Source organism: Caulobacter sp. 05L422 (assembly GCF_056397765.1).
In genome coordinates this window covers 21700-41451 of sequence record NZ_JBFTOB010000007.1, presented here as the reverse complement: position 1 = coordinate 41451, position 19752 = coordinate 21700, and the positions used below count along the sequence as shown (strand labels likewise).

Below are 19752 nucleotides of genomic sequence, written 5' to 3'. Positions count from 1 at the left end.
CGGCGCGGAGCCGGGCGCGCGAAAAACAGCCATCCGGCCCGGCCTTCACCGCAGCAGGTTCACCTTGGCCAGGTCGATCAGTTCGCCGGCCCGACCGTCCAGCACCGCCTTCAGCGCGAAGACGCCGAAGTTGTGAGCTTCGCGGGCGGCGATCTTCGGCGGCATGACCAGTTCCTGGCGGGCGCTGACCACGTCGACCAGGGCCGGGCCCGGATGGGCGAAGGCCTTGGCGATCGAGGCTTCCAGGTCTTGCGGGTGCTCCACGCGGAAGCCCTCCACGCCCATGGCCTGGGCCATGGCGGCGAAGTTGGGATTGACCAGGTCGACGGCGGTGTCGAGGAAGCCGCCGGCCTTCATCTCCATCTCCACGAAGCCCAGCGTGCCGTTGTTGAGCACGATCACCTTCACTGGCAGGCCCAACTGGGAAAGGCTGATGAAGTCGCCCATCATCATCGAGAAGCCGCCGTCGCCGGACATCGACACCACCTGCCGGCCCGGAAAGGCCGCCTGGGCGCCGATCGCCTGCAGCATCGCATTGGCCATCGAGCCGTGGTTGAACGATCCCAGCAGCCGACGTTGGCCGTTCAGTTTCAGGTAGCGGGCGGCCCAGACGGTGGGCGTGCCGACGTCGCAGGTGAAGATCGCGTCCTGGGCCGCCAGGTCGCTGACCACGCGTGACACCTGCTGCGGGTGGATCTGCGTGGCGCCGTCCGGGATCGCGGCCAGGGCGTCCAGCCCCTCGCGCGCCTTGGCGTAGTGCTCCAGCGCCTTGTCCAGGAAGCGGCGGTCGGTCTTGACGGTCAGCCGGGGCAGCAGGGCGTCCAGCGTCTCGCCCACGTCGCCCAGCACGCCCAGGTCGATGCGGCGGCGGTTGCCCAGGGCCTCTGGGCTGACGTCGACCTGCACCACCCTGGCCTTGTCCGGATAGAACTGGCGGTAGGGAAAGCCCGAACCCAGGATCACCAGGGTGTCGCAGGCCTTCATCGCCGCATAGCCCGACGAAAAGCCGATGAAGCCGGTCATGCCCACGTCGTAGGGGTTGTCGTGCTCGATCGACTCCTTGCCGCGCAGGGCGTGGACGATCGGGGCCTTCAAGGCCTGCGCCAGGGCCAGGACCTGCTCGCGCGCGCCCGCGCAGCCGATGCCGCACAGCAGGGTGATGCGCTGGGAGTCGTTGAGGATGTCGGCCAGGGCGGCGACGTCGCGGTCCGGGGGAACGAGCCGGGGCGGGGAGGGCGCGATCCAGGTCGGCGGCGCGGCGTCCAGCGGCCGCAGCGCCACGTCGCCGGAGATCACCACGACGGCCACGCCCTTGCGGGCGATCGCCACGCGCATGGCCCGCTCCAGCACCTGCGGCAGGTTCTCGGGCTGGGAGACCAGCTCGACATAGTGACTGCAATCCTTGAACAGGCTCTCCGGGTGGGTGGCCTGGAAATAGTCGATGCCGATCTCGGTGCTGGGGATGTGGGCGGCGATCGCCAGCACCGGCGCGCCGCTGCGCTGGGCGTCGAACAGGCCGTTGATCAAGTGCAGGTTGCCCGGGCCGCAGCTGCCGGCGCAGACGGCGATCTGGCCCGTCAGTTGGGCCTCGGCTCCAGCGGCGAAGGCCGCCGCCTCCTCGTGGCGCACGTGCACCCAGTCGATCTTTCCTCGCGCCCGCAGCGCGTCGGTGAAGCCGTTGAGGGAGTCGCCGGCCACGCCGTAGATGCGCTTGACCCCCGCGGCTTCCAGGGTTTCGGCGATGAAGTGGGCGGCGGTCTTGGTCATCGCGAGGCCTGCGTGCTGGCAAGGTGGGAAACCTTGAACACCCTTGGACGCGATGGGTTCGGAGTCTTGCCTTTATCGGTCGCCGTGGCGCGCCCACCACAGCGCCAGCCCCGCCGCCACAGCCGCCGCCTGCACGAACACGATCAGCGTCAGCCAGGCCGAGAACGGCTGCTTGCGGGTCTTGTGGCGGAACACCGGGCGGGCCAGCAGGGCGCCGGGGCTGCCGCCGAGGGCGGCCAAGGTCAGCAGGGCGCGCTCGGGGACGCGCGAGCGGCCCCTGTTGACCTTGTCGGCGGCGGCGGCCTTGTCGAACCCGAAGATCACGAAGGTCGCCAGGTTCAGGACGCCCAGATAGAGGGTCGCGAACAGGATCACGCCCGGACGCCCATGGGTGTTCCGACGGGAGCCTCCAGCGGCGCCAGGTCCGGCTCGACCCAGCCCCGGCGCGCCGCGACGCTGAACAGCCGCTCGCGCGACCAGAAGCCCAGCGGCCAGGCCTTGTCGCCCATCGGCGTGGCCAGCAGGCGGGCGCAGGCCTCGCCGTCCGAGGTCCCGGCCGGCAGGGTCGCGACGAAGGCGCGGATGGCGGCCAGGTAAGCCTGGGTGATGGTCTCGTGATAGCCGTTGTGGTCGTCGTTCACCCCGCCGACCGCGACGTTGTAGGTCTGGATGATGCCGGGCATGTCGCGCTCCAGGCCTTCGTTCCGGGTGCGGACCAGGCGCAGGGTGGCGCTCATGTGCGCGGCGTGGGTCCACTGCGCCTTGGGCAGGCTGTGGTCCAGCAGGCGGCGGGCCAGGTCGGCGACCTCGGCGTCGGTGTAGGGGGCGGCGGTCATGCCGCAGGGCTTAGCGGGTGAAATGGCCGGGCTCAATCGGCGCCGGAGGGCGACGTCGGCTTTCGATCCCGATTGTCCGCCCCTGGAAAAACGGGTCCGCCTCCCGTCGGAAAAATAAAACCTTCGCATCTGCTTCACTTCGCCGTCGCCGACTCAGTGGAGACAAGCCTCGCCGGCAATAGAGCTCAGTACACATCCGGCTGCGTCTGAACTACGCGCCGTCTCGAAGACGCCAACGATCTGGATCGTCATTCGAAGCGGCCCGCATGTCTGGGAGCGGCGAATGATGACTTTGGCGACTCTGGCCCTGGTGCCCGCCCTGGCGGTCCTGGCCCCCGACGAGATCGATCTTGGCGCCTTGTCCGGCGCTAGCATGGCCGCCCCGCCCGGCGGCGCCCGCAGCACCGAGATCAGCGTGCTCACCTACAATGTCCGGGGTCTGCCGTGGCCGCTGGCCAATGGTCGCGCCAAGGCCCTGAAGGCGATCGGGGCCGAACTGGCGACGATGCGGCGCGACGGCCGCCAGCCCGACGTGGTGCTGATCCAGGAGGGCTTTCGCGGCGAGGTCGACGACCTGGTCAAGGCCAGCGGCTACCGCTACTGGGCGCGCGGGCCCAGCCGCTCCCAACGGGCCTCGGGGGCGGGGCCGGAGAACGGACGGCGCTACGCCACGGTGCGCTATCCGTCGTTCGGCGAGGGCTGGGGCAAGTTCACCGGCGCCGGCCTGCACGTGCTGAGCGACGCGCCTATCACGGACGTCGAGGACACGCCCTACCGCTACTGCGCCGGCCTGGACTGCCTGGCAAACAAGGGGGTGATGCTGGCGCGCCTGGCGCTGCCCGGCGCGCCCGGCGAGATCGACATCGTCAACACCCACCTCAATTCGCGCCGCGCCGCCAAGGTGCCGATCGCCCGGTCGCTGCGGGCCCACAACCTGCAGACCGAAGAGCTGACGGCCTTCATCAACGCCCATCGCGACGTCGATCGGCCGCTGCTGGTCGGCGGCGACTTCAATGTCCGCAACGCCCCCGACCGCTACGACTATCGGTCCGCCGAGCGGCCGTATCAGGTGGTCAGCGAATTCTGCAGCCGCGCCGCCGATCCCTGCGAGGGCCAGGCCCTGGGTCATCCGGCCGCCCGGCCCTGGCTGGGCTCCCAGGACCTGCAGGCCTTCGCCAGCGCCGGGCCGGTGACCGTGCGGCCGATCCGGATCGAGACCGTGTTCGGCGCTTCCAGGTCGGGGTCGCGGCTGTCGGACCACGACGGCTATCTGGTGCGCTACCGGCTCACCTGGGATCCCGCCGTCGTGGCCGCCGCCGCCCCGCGGCCGCCCGTCGAACTGCGGCCCCAGCTGCGCAACGGCCTCGGCGTCAAGGTGACCTGGCGGCGGTAGACGGCCCGCCGTTCGCTCGGCGAAGAACGTCCGGCAAACTCGCCTTCCCTCCCCCTTGTGGGGAGGGAAGGGCTCCTTCACAGCCGCCCGCGTCCTCCGCCCTTGAGCTTGTCGAGCGCGCGGCGGCTGTGTTCGGCCTGCGCCGCTATGGGAGCGTCCGGGGCGGCGGTCGGCCTGGAGGCCATCACCATCGCGCTCAGGTTCGCCACGCCCTGGGCGGCGTGCAGGCCGGCGGCGGCCGTTTCGGCCAGCTGCGGCTTGCCGCGGGGCGTCGGGACGATCAGGGCGACCTTGCGGGCCATGGCGGCCAGTTCGCCGACGGCTTTGGCCTTGTCGCGGGCCTGGCGGATGACGGCGGGGTCGGTGGCGGCCTCGATCGTCTTCCAGGCCGCGTCGAGGGCGGCCATCAGCTTGAGCTGGAAGGTCAGGCACCAGTGGGGGATGTCTTGGGCTTGGGTCATGCCGCTAGTGTGCGGCTGTCCTGGAGGGCGGGGATGGGAAACGTGCGTTTTTGTGCAAGGGATTGGATTCGTTGAGGTCGTGATCGGCGGGCGCGGGGATAGAGCACCGTTTCCCTCTCCCCTTGCGGGAGAGGGTGGCCTCCGAAGGAGGTCGGGTGAGGGGGTGATGGACAGGTCGGCCGCGCACGGCGGACAGGTCTGAGAGACCCCTCATCCGGCGGTTTCGCCGCCACCTTCTCCCGCAAGGGGAGAAGGAAGCCCTGTGGATAACGTCTAGCGGCCGACGGTCGCGCAGGCGCCGTCGGCCATCTGGCGTTCCTGGTCGCGGGTCCTGTCCAGCGCCTCGATCTTGGCGTCGCGGAGGTTCTTGGCCTTGGCCGCCGCGATCTCGCGGGCGTACAGCGTCCTGGCCTTGGCGATCTGGACTCGGGCCTCGGCGCAGTCGGCCGGCGTCTCGTTGAACCTGAGCAGGTCGACATAGTTCTGGATCGCCTGGCTCGACCCCGTGGCGGCCGCCAGCGCCATCCAGCGGCGGCGCTCGGGGGCGTGGATGTCGTACATGAAGTAGTGGATCGACAGCCGGGCGGCGTCCTCGCGCCAGCCTCTCAGCGTGCCTTGCTGGGCCTGGGCCAGTTCGGCGGGCGACAGCACGCCGTCGAACGGCGCGGCGTTTTCCGCCGCCGCCTCGGCCGCGCGCACGGCTTCCTGGGCCCTCTGCTCGGGCGTCTTGGGCGTGCAGGCGCAGAGCAGCAGGGCGAGCGCGAGGGGCGATGCGAACCGCCCGACGCCAAGGTTCGTTTTCGGCATTGGATCCCCCTCGGACGCGCACGGCGAAACTTGACCATGGCGAGACGGGGAGGACAACGGACGCGTTCCCTCTCCCCTTGCGGGAGAGGGTGGCGGCCGGAGGCCGTCTGGTGAGGGGTCACGCAAACGAAAACCGCCGCGACCGGCCTTTCGGCGGATCGCGGCGGCTTGCGTCTTTCGACCCCTCATCCAGCGCTGCGCGCCACCTTCTCCCGCAAGGGGAGAAGGAAGAGGGCTTACTGGTAGCTCTGCAGCGGGCGAACCTCGAGCGTCTCGGCGGGGGCCGAGGAGATGGCCTGGGCCGCGGCCAGCGCACCAGCGCTGGTGGTGTAGTAGGGCACCTTCATCATCAGCGCCGTGCGGCGGATCTCGAAGCTGTCCTCCAGGGCCTGCTTGCCTTCGGTGGTGTTGAACACCAGCTGGACGCCGCCGTTCTTCATCACGTCGACGATGTGCGGGCGGCCTTCCAGGACCTTCTTGACCAGCTCGACCTCGACGCCCTGCTCGGCCAGGTAGCCGCGGGTGCCGACCGTCGACAGCACCTTGAAGCCTGCGGCTTGCAAGAGCTTCACCGGCTCGACGATCCACGGCCGGTCGCTTTCCTTGACCGACACGAAGGCCGTGCCCGTGGTCGGCAGGTTGACGCCGCCGCCCAGCTGGCTCTTGGCGAAGGCGCGGGCGAAGGCGGGGCCCAGGCCGTTCTCGCCCTCGCGGATCCAGTCCAGGCCCATGACCTCGCCGGTCGAGCGCATTTCCGGGCCCAGGACCGTGTCGACGCCGGCGAAGCGGGCGAACGGGAACACCGCTTCCTTGACCGCGATGTGGTCGTAGGGAACGTCCTTCAGGCCGAAGCTGGCCAGGGTCTCGCCGGCCATGATCTTGGCGGCGATGGCGGCTACCGGCTGGCCGATGGTCTTGGCTACGAACGGCACGGTGCGCGAGGCGCGGGGGTTCACTTCCAGCACGTAGATGCGCGGGTTCTCGCCGTGCGGCTCCTCGATGGCGAACTGCACGTTCATCAGGCCACGGACGTTCAGGGCCAGGGCCATCTTGACGGTCTGGCGCTTCAGCTCCTCGACGGTTTCGGCCTTCAGCGAGAAGGGCGGCATCGAGCAGGCGCTGTCGCCCGAGTGGACGCCGGCTTCCTCGATATGCTCCAGCACGCCGGCCACGAACACGTCCTTGCCGTCGCACAGGGCGTCGACGTCCACTTCGGTGGCGCGGCTCAAATAGTGGTCCAGCAGGATCGGGTGCTCGAACGAGATCTCGCCGGTGTTGGTGATGTAGCGTTCCAGGTGCTCGTGATCGCGGATGATCTCCATGCCCCGGCCGCCCAGCACGTAGGACGGACGCATCACGAACGGGAAGCCGATCTTGTCGCCCTTGGCGCGGGCCTCGTCCCAGGTGCGGGCGATGGCGTTCTCGGGCTGGGCGATGTCCAGGCCGTTCAGCAACTGCTGGAAGCGCTCGCGGTCCTCGGCCAGGTCGATGGCGTCGGGGCTGGTGCCCAGGATCGGGATCCCGGCTTCTTCCAGGGCGTGGGCCAGCTTCAGCGGCGTCTGGCCGCCGAACTGGACGATGACGCCGGCCAGGGCGCCGTTGCTCATCTCGACATGCAGCAGCTCCAGCACGTCCTCGGCCGTCAGGGGCTCGAAGTACAGGCGGTCGGAGGTGTCGTAGTCGGTCGAGACGGTCTCGGGGTTGCAGTTGACCATGATCGACTCGATGCCGATCGCGTCCAGGGCAAACGCCGCGTGGCAGCAGCAGTAGTCGAACTCGATGCCCTGGCCGATCCGGTTGGGACCGCCGCCCAGGATCACCGCCTTCTTGCGGTTCGAAGGCAGGCTCTCGCACTCGGGGATCTGGCCCAGGGCGCCGGTCTCGTAGGTCGAGTACATGTAGGGCGTGGTGGCCGCGAACTCGCCGGCGCAGCTGTCGATGCGCTTGAAGACCGGGCGGACGTTCAGGTCCTGGCGGGCCTTGCGGACGGCCTTCTCGGTCCCGCCGGTCAGCTTGGCCAGGCGGGCGTCGGAGAAGCCCTGGGCCTTCAGCGCCCGGAAGCCTTGGGCGTCGGTCGGCAGGCCGCCGGCCCGGACCCAGCCCTCTTGGCGGATCAGCTCGGCGATCTGGCGCAGGAACCACGGCTCGTAGCTGCAGGCGGCGTTGACCTCTTCCACGGTCAGGCCGTGGCGGAAGGCCTGGGCGATGACGCGCAGGCGGTCCGGCGTCGGGGTGCCCAGGGCGCGGATCACGGCCGCGCGGCCGGTGTCCGGGTCGTCGGCGCCGGCGATCTCGATCTCGTCGAAACCGTTCAGGCCGGTTTCCAGGCCGCGCAGGGCCTTCTGGACGCTTTCCTTGAAGGTGCGGCCGATGGCCATCACTTCGCCGACCGACTTCATGGCGGTGGTCAGCAGGGGCTCGCTGCCCGGATACTTCTCGAAGGCGAAGCGCGGGATCTTGGTGACGACGTAGTCGATGCTGGGCTCGAACGAGGCCGGGGTCGCGCCGCCGGTGATGTCGTTCTTCAGCTCGTCCAGGGTGTAGCCGACGGCCAGGCGGGCGGCGACCTTGGCGATCGGGAAGCCGGTGGCCTTCGAGGCCAGGGCCGACGAGCGCGACACGCGCGGGTTCATCTCGATCACGACCATGCGGCCGTCAGCGGGGTTCACGGCGAACTGGACGTTCGACCCGCCCGTCTCGACGCCGATCTCGCGCAGCACGGCGATCGAGGCCGCGCGCATCCACTGGTATTCCTTGTCCGTCAGGGTCAGGGCCGGGGCGACGGTGATCGAGTCGCCGGTGTGGACGCCCATCGGGTCGATGTTCTCGATCGAGCAGACGATGATGCAGTTGTCCGCCGTGTCGCGGACCACTTCCATCTCGTACTCCTTCCAGCCGAGCACGCTCTCTTCGATCAGCACTTCGGTGGTCGGCGAGAGGTCCAGACCGCGCGCGACGATCTCCTCGAATTCCTCGACATTGTAGGCGATGCCGCCGCCGGTGCCGGCCAGGGTGAAGCTGGGGCGGATGATCGCCGGCAGGCCGACGAACTCCAGGCCCTCGCGCGCCTCGTCCATGTTGTGGGCGGCCTTGGACTTGGGGCTTTCCAGACCCAGCTTGTCCATGGCGTCGCGGAACTTCTGGCGGTCCTCGGCCTTGTCGATGACCTCGGCCTTGGCGCCGATCATCTCGACGCCGTACTTCTTCAGGGCGCCGCTTGCTTCCAGGGCCAGGGCGGTGTTCAGCGCGGTCTGGCCGCCCATGGTCGGCAGCAGGGCGTCGGGCCGTTCCTTGGCGATGATCTTCTCGACCATGTCCGGGGTGATCGGCTCGATATAGGTCGCGTCCGCCACGTCCGGATCGGTCATGATCGTGGCCGGGTTCGAGTTGACCAGGATGATCCGGTAGCCTTCCGCGCGCAGGGCCTTGCACGCCTGGACGCCCGAATAGTCGAACTCGCACGCCTGGCCGATGACGATCGGGCCGGCGCCGATGATCAGGATCGAGGAGATGTCTGTTCTTTTGGGCATAGGGGTAAAACTCGCGCGCAGAGACACGGTCGCGCACATCCGCGCGCCCGCTGCCGACCATCTTGCAGGTTAAGCCGCCCGTTTAGAGAGGGAGTCGGTTTGGCGCAACCCTGGAGTCGGACCCTGTCCCCACTCACGTTTCACTGACCGCTGATCGCCGGCGGCGCGGGGACGGCGGGTTGGGCGGGCGGGACCTCGGCGGGCTCGTCGGTCAGGCTCCAGGCCCAGCCGGCCTCGGCCCGCTCGAAGCCCATGCGGAACAGGGCCGCGCGGTTGTCGTTGGCGAAATCCATGCCGGAAGTGTCGAGATCCGCGCTGTCGGGAATGGCCGCGTAGAACAGCTGTCCGCCGTTGCGGCGGGCAAACGCGCTGCTGGCGGCCAGGTGGGTGCGCATCAGGGCCTTGCTCATCGCGTCCCAAGAGCGGCCGACGATCGCCCCGGCCTTGCCCTTGGTGAAGCCGAAGGTGCCGCCGACCTTGCCGTTGACGATCACGTAAAGCCGCCCGGGCCGGACCTGGCCCTTGGCGGCGGTCCACAGCAGCAGCGACTCCGGGGCCACGAAGAACGGGATGGTGACCCCGCCGTCGACATGCATCTCCGACAGATGCCGGCCCCCCTTCTCGCCATTGGGGCCCTGGATCTCGATCAGGGTGGGCGGGAAGACGCCGGGAATGCTGGCCGAGGCCACCAGCACCTCCTTGAACAGCTGGCGCGAGGCCGGGTCGCCGCGCAGGGCGATCGCGCCCATGTCCCAGATCACCGTCTCCTCGGTGTCGAGATTGGTGGTGGCGATCAACAGGCGGCGGCCGCGCTTGTGCTCGGCGACGATGGCCTGCAGCAGGTCGTCGGTGACATTGAGGTCAACCAGTTCGCGCAGGCCGGCGGCGCTGTAGACGCTGGGGTGGAACAGCATGCCCAGGCCGCGGGGCTTGAGGATCTTGCCGGCCGCCTTGCCGGTATAGGCCTCGGTCAGGCGGTCGTCCCAGGAGGGGCCGAGGAAGGCGAAGGGGGCGGTCAGGGCGCCGGTCGAGACGCCGGTGACGATGTCGAACTCGGGCCGCTCGCCGCGCTTGGTCCAGCCGGCGAGAACGCCTGCCCCGTAGGCCCCGTTCGAGCCGCCGCCCGACAGGGCCAGGACGTCGAAGGTGCGCTGGGTCGAGGCGCGCTTGCGGGCCGGCTCTGCGAAACGGACGGCCGCGTCGCTGTCGCTGTCGCTGGCGTTGAAGCGCAGCTCGGCCAGGCCCTGGGGCGCGGGTCCCGCCAGGTCGCTGGCGCTGTAGACGTCGCGCGACAGGGATCCGCAGGCCGAAAGCCAGACGGCGGCCAGGACGACGGCGAGGAGGCGGGCTGCGCGCATGGGGGCTCTTGGGGAGGTTCTCTGCCGAAACCCTGTTACGGCCTGGGAGAGCGCGCAAGAAAAATGGGCCGGCGCCAGGCGCCGACCCATTCCAAATCTCGTGAGCGTGAGGCGATTAAGCCTGCAGTTGGCCCGCCGACATCTTGCCCGAGCGGTTGTCGCGCTCGAGTTCGTAGGTGATCTTCTGACCTTCGTCCAGGCCGCGCAGACCGGCGCGTTCAACGGCCGAGATGTGCACGAAAACGTCGGCGCCGCCGTCGTCAGGTTGGATGAAGCCGAAGCCCTTGGTGCCGTTGAACCATTTCACGGTGCCGGTAGCCATAGTGGTAGTCCTTGCAGTCAATATTCGTCGGCGGAATCGTTCCGCACGGCGATCAAATTTCGTTGGGGGTCGGTGGGCGCGTCCGGCGCTCTCGTGAAGAGGGCATGGAAAAGCAGGCCGAACGTCAGCGAATTTCGATAATCCACCATGAGCCTAGAAACCGCCTGGGGCAAGTGAATTCGTGAATCGACTTGAATCGCAAATAGTTTTGGACCCCAAGCGCCGCCTTGAACGTTAAGGTACTTCTGTCGCGCTACTGCGTGAATTGCTGACTTTCGAGGAGCTAAGTATGACCCTGATCGAGCGGATTCCTCTGCTGAACGACCAGGAGCTGGTCTCGCTCCTGGCCAATGCCCGTCGCCTGGACATCGTGGGCACCCCGGCCCAGCGGCTGGCCGCGGCGGAAGTGCTGCCCGTGCTCGAGCTTGAAGCCTCCAAGCGTCGTCAGGTCACCCTGGAAGCGGCCACCAAGAAGCGCGGCGCCACCGCCGCCGCCCGCCGCAAGGCCGCTTCAGCGGCCGAAGCCGCCTAAACACGGAAATCACACCGCAAAGACGCCTTGCCTCCGTCGTTATTGATAGTCATTCTCAATAGTGACGGAGCGCTTCGGAGGCGATCATGGTGTTTCTGACGGCAGGGGCCGGCTGGCTGGCCCTGATGATGCGGGCGGAGCGGACCCGAGCGGGTCACGACGCGCCCGACACCGAATGGCTGCTGCACGGCCCGACCGATCCCGACGCGATCGAGGACGACGAGCCGTTGCTGCTGGCGGCGGAATAGCAGCGGCTCCCTCACTTGCCCCCACCTGACCGCTTTGCGGTCTGTCCGCCCCCATAGGGGGCGGAGGACATCAAGCGCGGCATCCTCTTCCCCCTCTGGGGGAAGAGGGCCGAAGCCAGTAGGGGGCAGGTTCTAGCCCCCTAAACCAGCGCCTTCCTTGCCGCTTCCCAGTACTGCGCCCCAGTGATCAGGGTCACCACGGCGGCCAGCCACAGCAGGCCGTGGGTGGCGTAGGTGGCCGGGGTCACGATCGCCGGATCGTTCGGCAGGTGGAAGGCGGACCACGAGACCAGGATCATCTCGGCCCCGATCGCCACCAGCTGCAGGGTGGTCTTCCACTTGGCCAGCACGGTGACGGGCAGCTTGATCCCCTTGCCGGCCCCGACCTCGCGCAGGGCGCTGACGGCGAATTCGCGGAACAGGATCAGGCCCGAGGGCAGGATCACCAGCGGGTTGGGGCCCAGGGCCATCAGGCCCAGCAGGGCGCCGCAGACCAGGATCTTGTCGCCGATCGGGTCGAGGATCGCGCCCCAGATGCTGACCGCGTCGAGCTTGCGGGCCAGCCAGCCGTCGAAGAAGTCGGTCACCGCCGCCACCACGAACGCCCAGAACGCCCAGCGCTGCAGCGACAGCTGCTGCTCGCCGGTGAGCTGTTCGCTCAGCCAGGGCACGCCGCCCGCCGCCGCGGCCAGGGCCACGAACATGAACAGCGCGATGACGAGGCGCGCGGAGGTCAGGATGTTGGGCAGGGCTTTCATGGCGGAGGTTCTAACGCATGAACGCCGCGAAGGGCTATGGGGCCCGCTAAGTCGCCGCCTCCACCACGGCGGCCTTGGGATCGTCGGCGGGCTGGCTGAGCCAGTAGACGCCGCCCAAGGTTTCCAGGCGGGCGCGGCCGTCGGGACCCTTGGCCGCCACCTTGAGGTCGGCGATCTCGCCATTGGCCCAGATCTCCACCTCGGCCCAGGTCTTGGTCCAGCGACGCAGGCGATAGTCCAGGCGCAGGTCGCCAGGGATCTCGACGGATTTTTCCTCGAACGTCGGGCTGTTGGCGTAGTCCATGCGTCCCGACGACGGTATGCCGAAGCTCGAGAAAGCGTAGCCGTTGGCCACCCGGGGAACCACGGCGGCCTCGTCCCGATAGAGCATCAGGCAGGTGGGCTTGAAGCGGTCCTTCTTGGGCGGCGGCACGAAGCACCAGGTGTTGACCGCGCGCCCGGGGCCCGTGCCGAACTGACCCGCGTAGAAGCCCGGGCTGCCGGCCGGGATCTTCAGGCCCATGACCAGCAGGGTGTGGCCCGTGACCTCGTTGGTCAGCACGGCGGTGCGGTTGTAGGCGAAGGGTTCGGTGACGATGGTCTCGCCAGGCTTGACCCGGCCGGCGGGCGTCGACGGCTGACCGGCCAGGCGGCGGGGCGGACCCGCGGGCGGACGGTACGGTCTGGTCCGGGCCGGCTTGGCGTCGGCGGGGTTGAAGTCGACGGGCACGGTCACGCGGCCGCCGGTCTGACCGCTCCAGGGCGCCAACTGCACCTTGGCCATCCTCAGGGCGGCGACGCCGAAATCGTAGCCTTTCGGCAATTCGCTCAGCAGTTTGCAGTCGCTGAGCGTGCCGTCGTCATTGGCCTGGCAGTCCAGCACGGCTCGGCCGGCGACGCCCAGGAGCAGGGCCTGTTCGGGATAGTAGGCCCGGATATCGGGCGTGATGGCTCCAAGAGTCGGGATCTCGATCGGCGCCAGCGGCGCGATCTGGAGGCCGGAGCGCTGGGCGCCGGCCAAGCCTGGCGCCGCCAAGGCCGCGAGCAAGGCGACAAAACCAAAGGTCCGATGCATCGCTTCCCCTCCCTGTCGATACGCGGCCCCATCAACCTATGGAATAGGCGCGGCTTGGCGCAAGGCTGATCTGTGGGGCGGCCAGCGGTGAAAGCTTCGTGCGGACATTCGCCGAAAGGAGAACGAAACGCTCCCTTATCGGGGGGCGTTCGCGCCGATCGGGGTCGATTTTCGCGCGGGTGGTTGACGCGACGTCCGCATGACGCCAAGCCATGGCCAAGTTCTTCGAGGGCGCCATGAGCCAAAATCCGACCGCGACCAATTCCAATCGCCGGGTGCTGACGGCCAGCCTCGTCGGCACGGCGGTCGAGTTCTACGACTTCTACATCTACGCCACGGCGGCCTCGCTGGTGTTCGGCCAGCTGTTCTTCCCGTCCAAGTCGCCTAGCCTGCAGCAGATGGCGGCCTTCGCCAGCCTGGGCGTGGCGTTCCTGGCCCGGCCCCTGGGCGCGGCGGTGTTCGGCCATTTCGGCGACCGGATCGGCCGCAAGTCGACGCTGGTGGCCTCGCTGGTGCTGATGGGCGGATCGACCTTGGCCATCGCCTTCCTGCCCACCTACGCCATGGCCGGCTGGCTGGCCCCGACCCTGCTGTGCCTGCTGCGGTTCGGACAGGGCTTCGGCCTGGGCGGAGAGTGGGGCGGAGCGGCGCTGCTGGCCGTCGAGAACGCGCCTCCCGGCTGGCGGGCCCGCTTCGGCATGTTCCCCCAGCTGGGCGCGCCGGTGGGCTTCATCGCCGCCAACGGCCTGTTCCTGATCCTGGGCCTGATCCTGACGCCCGAGCAGTTCCTGGCCTGGGGCTGGCGCCTGCCGTTCCTGGGCAGCGTCGTCCTGGTCGGGGTGGGGCTGTGGATCCGCCTGAAGCTGACCGAGACGCCGGCCTTCGCCGCCGCCATCGCCCACGAGGCGCCGCCCGCCGTGCCGCTGGGCGAACTGCTGCGCGACCACTGGAAGGCCACCCTGTGCGGGACCCTGGCGGCCATCTGCTGCTTCGCCGTCTACTACATGATGACCGCTTTCGCGCTGGGCTACGGCGCCAAGGACCTGGCCTACGGCCGCACGGCCATGCTGAGCGCCCAGTTGATCGCCATCCTGTTCATGGCCGCCGGCATCGTCGTCGCCGGCTACTGGGCCGACGCCACCAGCCCGCGCCGGGTGCTGATGGCCGGCTGCGCCATGACCGTCGGGGTCGGCGCCCTGCTGCCGGTGATGATGGTCGCCGGCTCGCTGCCGACCATCGGCCTGTTCCTGGCCCTGGGCCTGCTGGTCATGGGCTTCGTCTACGGACCCCTGGGCGCCTTCCTGCCCGACCTGTTCCCGGCCCGGGTGCGCTACACCGGCGCCTCGGCCGCGTTCAACGTCGGCGGCATCCTGGGCGGCGGCCTGGCGCCGATGATCGCCCAGGCGCTGGCGGACAGGGGCGGGCTGGCCCCGGTGGGCGCCTACCTGGCGGTGGCGGCGGCGTTGAGCTTTGGGGGCCTGCTGGCGCTGAAGCCGAAGGCCGCATGACCACGCCCCGCTCAAAGACTGGGCGGGTTATCGAAGTCCTGGGCGCCGGCCTGATATTCTGTTTCGTGGTCGCCCTGGTCGCCATCACCGTCCAGCGGATGAACGATGGGGGCGCGCGCCAACGCTGGCGTCCGCCCGCCGATCCTCGACCGATAGTCGTCGAAGGGCGTTTCGCGACCGACACCTTCGGTTACGCCTATCGGTTCGGCTACAAGTTCGAGGCGGCTGACGGAAAGGCGCTGTCCCTGGGATGCGTCCTTCACAAGGGCGGACGATCATACGGACCGCCCCACGATTGCCTCGCCATCATTCCCGAGGAACTGCGCGGCCAGACCGTCCGCGTCGCTTATCTCGACCCCGTGCTCGACAACGGGCGGCCGAGCGGGGATCACCTGATCCTCAAGGTCTGGCGCGGCGATCGCCTGCTGCTGACGCGACCGATCGACAACACCTGGTAGTCGTCCCAACGAGCGTTTGATCCGCTCGCTCATCCGCGCCACTCTGCCTCCAACGATAAGATCTCGGGAGGCGACCTCATGAACCCCAGCGCGGACTTCGACGTCATCGTCCACGGCGCGACCGGTTTCACCGGCCGGCTGGTGGCCGAGCACTTCGCCAAACATCACCCCGACGTCCGCTGGGCGATGTCGGGCCGCAACGCCGACAAGCTGGCCGCCGTGCGCGACGAGGTCGGCGCTCCCGCGGACATCCCGCTGATCGTCGCCGACGCCGACAGTCCGGCCTCGCTGCGCCGCATGGTCCAGCGGACCAAGGCGGTCCTGACCACAGTCGGCCCTTACCAGCTGTACGGCTCCGACCTGGTCGCCGCCTGCGCTGAGGCCGGGACCGACTATCTGGACCTGTGCGGCGAGCCGGCCTGGATGCGCCAGATGATCGACGCCCATGAACGGACGGCCAGGGACAGCGGCGCGCGAATCCTGTTCTCCTGCGGCTTCGACTCCATCCCGTTCGAACTGGGCGTCTGGTTCGTGCAGCAGGAGGCGGCCAAGCGGTTCGGCGGTCCCGTCGCCCGCGTGAAGGGCCGGGTGCGGGCCATGCGCGGCACGTTCTCGGGCGGTACGGCGGCCAGCCTGAAGGCCACCCTGGCCGCGGCGATGCGCGACCCGCAAATCCTGGAATACCTGAAGGACCCCTTCGCCCTGACCCCCGACTTCGTCGGCCCCAAGCAGCCGCACGGCGCGGCCGTGGCCTTCGACGAGGACCTGGGCTCGTGGGCCGCCCCGTTCGTGATGGCGGCGATCAACACCCGCAACGTCCACCGCTCCAACTGGCTGATGGACCAGCCGTACGGGGCCGACTTCGTCTATGACGAGATGATCCTGACCGGTCCTGGCGAGGGCGGCGAGGCCGCCGCCAAGGCCGTCGGCCTGGCCAACGCCTCGATGGGGGCGGAGGGCGGTCCCAAGCCGGGCGAGGGGCCCAGCAAGGAAGAGCGCGAGGCCGGCTTCTACGACGTGCTGTTCGTCGCGATCGCCGACGACGGCCGCCAGGTCCGGGCCGGCGTCAAGGGCGACAAGGACCCCGGCTACGGCTCGACCAGCAAGGTGATCGCCGAGACGGCCTTGTGCCTGATCGACACGCCGGAGGTGGCCGGCGGGATCTGGACCCCCGGCGCGGCGCTGCGGGGCAAGCTGGTGGAGCGGCTGGGGGCGAAGGCGGGGCTGGCTTTCGCGGTGGAGTAGGACGAGCGGCTGACCGCTCCGCGATTTGACAGGCGATCCGAGATATTTGTCTGATGAAAGCGCGTCGGGTTCCCCGCGTGGAAGCCAAGAACGGTCGGAGCGGAAGTCTCATGCGGAAATGGTTCTCGGCCGCCGTGCTGGCGCTTGGCCTTCTCGTCGCCGCGAGGGCCGATGCGCAGGACAAGGCCTTTCCCGTCGCCATCACGGTCGACGCCGCGCGGACCCAGGACCCGGTCAAGCCGGTCTGGCGGTTCTTCGGGGCGGACGAGCCGAACTACGCGACGATGAAGGACGGGCGCGCCACCCTGGCGACGCTCGGGGGACTGGCCCCCGACCAGGTCTATTTCCGGACGCATAACCTGCTGACCTCGGGCGACGGCACGCCGGCGCTCAAGTGGGGCTCGACCAACGTCTACACCGAGGACGCGCAGGGGCGGCCGGTCTATGACTGGACGATCGTCGACCGCATCTTCGACACCTATCGCGCCCGCGGCGTGAAGCCCTATGTCGAGATCGGGTTCATGCCCGAGGCGCTGTCGACCAAGCCCCAGCCCTACCAGCACGAGTTCCGCCCCGGCAGCGGCGCGTTGCGCACGGGCTGGGCCTATCCGCCCAAGGACTACGGCAAGTGGGAGGAACTGGTCTATCAGTGGGTGCGCCACTGCGTGGAGCGCTACGGCCGGGCCGAGGTCGCCAGCTGGTATTTCCAGACCTGGAACGAGCCCAACCTGCCGCAGTACTATTGGGGCGGAACCCAGGCGGAGTTCTTCCGCCTGCACGACACGGCCATCAAGGGCGTCCGCCGCGCCTTGCCGGAAGCCCGGGTCGGCGGACCCGACATCGCCGGCGCCGGCGACACCTACATGACCGCCTTCATGGACCACGCCAAGGCGGCCGGAACGCCGGTCGACTTCCTGTCCTTCCACGCCAAGGGCAGCCCAAAATTCGTGGAGGACGGGGATCGGGGTCATGTCCGCATGGGCATCGCCGCGCATCTGAAAGCGGCCGATCACGAGTTCGCCCAGATCGCCGCCGATCCGGTGTTCCGGGACAAGGCCATCATCATCGGCGAATCCGACCCGGAGGGCTGCGCCGCCTGCCAGGGACCGGCCAACGCCTATCGCAACGGGACCATGTATTCGAGCTATACGGCCGCCTCCTTCCCGCGGCTCCAGGCCCTGGCGCGGCGGCGCGCGCTCAATCTGGAGGGCGTCCTGACCTGGGCGTTCGAGTTCGAGGACCAGCCGTATTTCGCCGGCTTTCGACAGCTGACCTCGGCGGGCGTCGACCTGCCGGTCATGAACGCCTTCAAGCTGTTTTCGAAGATGACCGGGACCTATGTCGCCGACGTCTCCGATCATGAAGCCTCGCTCGACGACATGATGCGCGACGGCGTGCGCGGCGTCGCCGACGTCGGCAGCGTGGCGACGCGGGACGGCGACAAGCTGTCGGTCCTGGTGTGGCACTACCACGACGACGATCTGGCCGGCCCGGATGCGCGGGTGAGCGTCGATCTCACGCACCTGCCGAGGGCGTTCGCGCATGGCGCACGGCTGGTCCACTACCGCATCGATCGCGACCATTCGAACAGCTATGCCGCCTGGTTGGCGATGGGCTCGCCGATCGCGCCCTCCGAGGCGCAGCGCAAGGCGTTGATCGAGGCCTCGCGGCTGGCGACGCTGGATCCGGACCCGTCGGCGATCCCGGTGGTGCGTGGAGCGGCGCGGTTGGATTTCATGCTGCCGCGCCAGGGCGTCTCGCTCCTGGTGTTGACCCCCAGCTGACCGTTCCGCCGCCAAGCGGGCGTCGACGGAGCGCTTTAGATTTGCCAAGCCGCCCGCCAGCGGCGACCTTCGCCGAATGCTGATCTTCGAATGGATCCTGGTCCTGCTGTTGGGCGCGGTGGTGCTGTCGGCCCTGGCCCGGCGGATCGGCGCGCCCTATCCGGTCCTGCTGGCCCTGGGCGGGGCGGCCGTCGCCCTGATCCCCGGCGCGCCTCGGCTTGAGCTGGAGCCGGAACTGATCCTGGCCCTGTTCATCGCCCCGGTGCTGCTGGACGCGGCCTACGACTCCTCGCTGCGCGACCTGAAGGACAACTGGCGGCCGGTCTCGGCCCTGGTGCTGATCGCGGTCAGCCTGACGACGGCGGGGGTGGCGGTGGCGGCGCGCATGCTGTTTCCGGACATGCCCTGGCCGGCGGCCATCGCCCTGGGGGCCATCGTCGCGCCGCCCGACGCCGTGGCCGCCCTGGCCGTGCTGCGCCAGATCCAGCCGCCGCACCGGATCCTCAAGATCCTGGAGGGCGAGAGCCTGCTGAACGACGCCTCGGCCCTGCTGATCTACCGCCTGGCGGTGGGGGCGGTCGGCGGCGGCTTCAGCCTGGTCCACGCCGCCCCGACCCTGGCCCTGGTGGCGGTGGGCAGCGTCGTGGTCGGCTACGGCCTGGCGCGGGTGAGCGGCCTGTTCTTCCATCGGATCACCGATGTGCCCAGTTCGGTGATCGTCCAGTTCGTCTCCACCTTCGGGGTGTGGATCCTGGCCGAGCGGCTGGGCCTGTCGGGGGTGGTGACCATCGTCGTCTACGGGGTGACCGTGGCCTGGCGGCCGGCGGCGCAGCTGTCGGCGCGGCTGCGCATCCCGTCCTTCGCGGTCTGGGAGTCGGTGACGGTGGTGCTGAACGTCCTGGCCTTCACCCTGATCGGCCTGCAGATCGGGCCGATCCTGGAGACCCTGTCGCCGCACCAGCGGATGGACTATCTGCGCGCCGCCCTGGTGATCCTGGCCACGGTGATCGCCGTGCGGATCGCCTGGGTGATGACCTACAACAGCGCCGTGCGGGTGAAGAACCGGTTCTTCGGCCTGCACCTGGCGCGGTCCAGCATGGCCCCGCCGACGGCGCGGGGCGGGCTGCTGGTCGCGTGGTGCGGCATGCGCGGGATGGTCACCCTGGCCGCCGCCCTGGCCCTGCCCGAGGGCTTCCCCTATCGCGACTTCATCCTGCTGGCCGCCTTCGCGGTGGTGCTGGGCACGCTGGTGATCCAGGGCCTGACCCTGAAGCCGCTGATGGCGCTGCTGCGCATGCCCGATGACGATCCGGTGGCCAAGGAGATGAAGGTGGCGAGGGCCAAGGCGCTGAAGGCCGCCCTGGCCGAGCTGGACGGCGACGACTCCCAGGCGGCCGAGGCCCTGCGCCGCGAGTACGGCGCCGCCCTGCACCAGACCAAGAAGGGCGCCGACGCCCGGGACTCCACCGAGAACGCCCTGCGCCGGCGGGTGGTGGCCGTTTCCCGCACGGCGATCGCCGACCTGCGCCAGCGGGGGGAGATCGGCGATGACGCCTATCGGGCGCTGGAGGAGGAGTTTGACTGGCTGGAGTTGAGCGCCCGCGAATAAAGGCCCTCCCCCTGTGGGGGAGGCGATCGCGTAGCGATCGGAGGGGGGAGTATTCGGCAGG

Annotated in this window: 18 protein-coding genes; 8 read left to right on the top strand and 10 right to left on the bottom strand. The window is 69.2% G+C overall.

Translation table 11 applies throughout. The features are described from left to right. Positions 1-45: 45 nt before the first annotated feature. From poxB to AC1DMQ_RS08500, 3 genes are all read right to left on the bottom strand, one after another. Positions 46-1767, bottom strand: coding sequence for a ubiquinone-dependent pyruvate dehydrogenase (poxB, locus tag AC1DMQ_RS08510; protein ID WP_477033120.1), 1722 nt, complete (start codon positions 1765-1767; stop codon positions 46-48). A 72-nt stretch (positions 1768-1839) separates the two neighbouring features. Beyond that, complete coding sequence (locus AC1DMQ_RS08505) at positions 1840-2142, bottom strand: DUF1294 domain-containing protein (protein WP_477033119.1); 303 nt, start codon at positions 2140-2142, stop codon at positions 1840-1842. Continuing rightward, positions 2139-2603 (bottom strand): hypothetical protein, encoded by a 465-nt coding sequence (locus tag AC1DMQ_RS08500; protein ID WP_477033118.1) that lies wholly within the window; start codon positions 2601-2603, stop codon positions 2139-2141. The genes AC1DMQ_RS08505 and AC1DMQ_RS08500 overlap by 4 nt, the downstream gene beginning before the upstream one ends. A 286-nt stretch (positions 2604-2889) precedes the next feature. Here AC1DMQ_RS08500 and AC1DMQ_RS08495 point away from each other — a divergent pair, with 286 nt between their 5' ends. Then, positions 2890-3996, top strand: a complete 1107-nt coding sequence (locus tag AC1DMQ_RS08495; RefSeq protein WP_477033117.1) for an endonuclease/exonuclease/phosphatase family protein — start codon at positions 2890-2892, stop codon at positions 3994-3996. A gap of 77 nt (positions 3997-4073) precedes the next feature. On the opposite strand, the gene AC1DMQ_RS08490 is transcribed toward AC1DMQ_RS08495, so the two are convergent. The 5 genes from AC1DMQ_RS08490 to AC1DMQ_RS08470 all read right to left on the bottom strand — a co-directional run bounded on the left by AC1DMQ_RS08490 (position 4074) and on the right by AC1DMQ_RS08470 (position 10474). Then, positions 4074-4457, bottom strand: coding sequence for a hypothetical protein (locus AC1DMQ_RS08490; RefSeq protein WP_477033116.1), 384 nt, complete (start codon positions 4455-4457; stop codon positions 4074-4076). A 273-nt stretch (positions 4458-4730) separates the two neighbouring features. Continuing rightward, positions 4731-5264: a hypothetical protein gene (locus AC1DMQ_RS08485; RefSeq protein ID WP_477033115.1), complete on the bottom strand. Its 534-nt coding sequence runs from the start codon at positions 5262-5264 to the stop codon at positions 4731-4733. A gap of 236 nt (positions 5265-5500) precedes the next feature. Next, positions 5501-8794 carry a carbamoyl-phosphate synthase large subunit gene (gene carB / locus AC1DMQ_RS08480; protein WP_477033114.1) on the bottom strand — a complete coding sequence of 1098 codons (3294 nt, stop codon included), beginning with the start codon at positions 8792-8794 and terminating at the stop codon, positions 5501-5503. A 140-nt stretch (positions 8795-8934) separates the two neighbouring features. Continuing rightward, on the bottom strand, positions 8935-10152 hold the full coding sequence (locus AC1DMQ_RS08475; RefSeq protein ID WP_477033113.1) for a patatin-like phospholipase family protein: 1218 nt from the start codon (positions 10150-10152) through the stop codon (positions 8935-8937). A 115-nt stretch (positions 10153-10267) separates the two neighbouring features. After that, entirely contained in the window at positions 10268-10474 is a 207-nt protein-coding gene (locus AC1DMQ_RS08470) for a cold-shock protein (RefSeq protein ID WP_007666377.1), read from the bottom strand. A gap of 289 nt (positions 10475-10763) precedes the next feature. Here AC1DMQ_RS08470 and AC1DMQ_RS08465 point away from each other — a divergent pair, with 289 nt between their 5' ends. Beyond that, positions 10764-11006 (top strand): hypothetical protein, encoded by a 243-nt coding sequence (locus AC1DMQ_RS08465; RefSeq protein ID WP_477033112.1) that lies wholly within the window; start codon positions 10764-10766, stop codon positions 11004-11006. 86 nt (positions 11007-11092) lie between these two features. Further along, positions 11093-11254 (top strand): hypothetical protein, encoded by a 162-nt coding sequence (locus AC1DMQ_RS08460; RefSeq protein WP_477033111.1) that lies wholly within the window; start codon positions 11093-11095, stop codon positions 11252-11254. Between the two features lie 140 nt (positions 11255-11394). Here the strand turns inward: AC1DMQ_RS08460 and pgsA are convergent, their stop codons facing one another. Together pgsA and AC1DMQ_RS08450 are read right to left on the bottom strand one after the other, a co-directional pair. Next, positions 11395-12012, bottom strand: a complete 618-nt coding sequence (gene pgsA / locus AC1DMQ_RS08455) for a CDP-diacylglycerol--glycerol-3-phosphate 3-phosphatidyltransferase (RefSeq protein ID WP_477033110.1) — start codon at positions 12010-12012, stop codon at positions 11395-11397. Positions 12013-12058: 46 nt separating this feature from the next. After that, positions 12059-13087: an energy transducer TonB gene (locus AC1DMQ_RS08450; RefSeq protein WP_477033109.1), complete on the bottom strand. Its 1029-nt coding sequence runs from the start codon at positions 13085-13087 to the stop codon at positions 12059-12061. A gap of 236 nt (positions 13088-13323) precedes the next feature. Between AC1DMQ_RS08450 and AC1DMQ_RS08445 the strand changes: the two genes are divergently transcribed. The 5 genes from AC1DMQ_RS08445 (at position 13324) to AC1DMQ_RS08425 (ending at position 19691) form a co-directional block, all read left to right on the top strand. Next, a complete protein-coding gene (locus AC1DMQ_RS08445; protein WP_477033265.1) occupies positions 13324-14595 on the top strand; it encodes an MFS transporter in 1272 nt (423 codons plus the stop codon). Continuing rightward, entirely contained in the window at positions 14592-15053 is a 462-nt protein-coding gene (locus AC1DMQ_RS08440; protein WP_477033108.1) for a hypothetical protein, read from the top strand. The genes AC1DMQ_RS08445 and AC1DMQ_RS08440 overlap by 4 nt, the downstream gene beginning before the upstream one ends. 78 nt (positions 15054-15131) lie before the next feature. After that, positions 15132-16298: a saccharopine dehydrogenase family protein gene (locus tag AC1DMQ_RS08435; RefSeq protein ID WP_477033107.1), complete on the top strand. Its 1167-nt coding sequence runs from the start codon at positions 15132-15134 to the stop codon at positions 16296-16298. A gap of 110 nt (positions 16299-16408) precedes the next feature. Beyond that, positions 16409-18082, top strand: coding sequence for a GH39 family glycosyl hydrolase (locus AC1DMQ_RS08430; RefSeq protein WP_477033106.1), 1674 nt, complete (start codon positions 16409-16411; stop codon positions 18080-18082). Between the two features lie 76 nt (positions 18083-18158). After that, positions 18159-19691, top strand: a complete 1533-nt coding sequence (locus AC1DMQ_RS08425) for a cation:proton antiporter (protein ID WP_477033105.1) — start codon at positions 18159-18161, stop codon at positions 19689-19691. Positions 19692-19752 lie beyond the last annotated feature (61 nt).

Coding starts and splice junctions, on each gene's coding strand:
- poxB (WP_477033120.1), bottom strand. CDS start 1,767: ATGACCAAGACCGCCGCCCACTTCATCGCCGAAACCCTGGAAGCCGCG.
- AC1DMQ_RS08500 (WP_477033118.1), bottom strand. CDS start 2,603: ATGACCGCCGCCCCCTACACCGACGCCGAGGTCGCCGACCTGGCCCGC.
- AC1DMQ_RS08495 (WP_477033117.1), top strand. CDS start 2,890: ATGACTTTGGCGACTCTGGCCCTGGTGCCCGCCCTGGCGGTCCTGGCC.
- AC1DMQ_RS08490 (WP_477033116.1), bottom strand. CDS start 4,457: ATGACCCAAGCCCAAGACATCCCCCACTGGTGCCTGACCTTCCAGCTC.
- AC1DMQ_RS08485 (WP_477033115.1), bottom strand. CDS start 5,264: ATGCCGAAAACGAACCTTGGCGTCGGGCGGTTCGCATCGCCCCTCGCG.
- carB (WP_477033114.1), bottom strand. CDS start 8,794: ATGCCCAAAAGAACAGACATCTCCTCGATCCTGATCATCGGCGCCGGC.
- AC1DMQ_RS08475 (WP_477033113.1), bottom strand. CDS start 10,152: ATGCGCGCAGCCCGCCTCCTCGCCGTCGTCCTGGCCGCCGTCTGGCTT.
- AC1DMQ_RS08470 (WP_007666377.1), bottom strand. CDS start 10,474: ATGGCTACCGGCACCGTGAAATGGTTCAACGGCACCAAGGGCTTCGGC.
- AC1DMQ_RS08465 (WP_477033112.1), top strand. CDS start 10,764: ATGACCCTGATCGAGCGGATTCCTCTGCTGAACGACCAGGAGCTGGTC.
- AC1DMQ_RS08460 (WP_477033111.1), top strand. CDS start 11,093: ATGGTGTTTCTGACGGCAGGGGCCGGCTGGCTGGCCCTGATGATGCGG.
- pgsA (WP_477033110.1), bottom strand. CDS start 12,012: ATGAAAGCCCTGCCCAACATCCTGACCTCCGCGCGCCTCGTCATCGCG.
- AC1DMQ_RS08450 (WP_477033109.1), bottom strand. CDS start 13,087: ATGCATCGGACCTTTGGTTTTGTCGCCTTGCTCGCGGCCTTGGCGGCG.
- AC1DMQ_RS08445 (WP_477033265.1), top strand. CDS start 13,324: ATGAGCCAAAATCCGACCGCGACCAATTCCAATCGCCGGGTGCTGACG.
- AC1DMQ_RS08440 (WP_477033108.1), top strand. CDS start 14,592: ATGACCACGCCCCGCTCAAAGACTGGGCGGGTTATCGAAGTCCTGGGC.
- AC1DMQ_RS08435 (WP_477033107.1), top strand. CDS start 15,132: ATGAACCCCAGCGCGGACTTCGACGTCATCGTCCACGGCGCGACCGGT.
- AC1DMQ_RS08430 (WP_477033106.1), top strand. CDS start 16,409: ATGCGGAAATGGTTCTCGGCCGCCGTGCTGGCGCTTGGCCTTCTCGTC.
- AC1DMQ_RS08425 (WP_477033105.1), top strand. CDS start 18,159: ATGCTGATCTTCGAATGGATCCTGGTCCTGCTGTTGGGCGCGGTGGTG.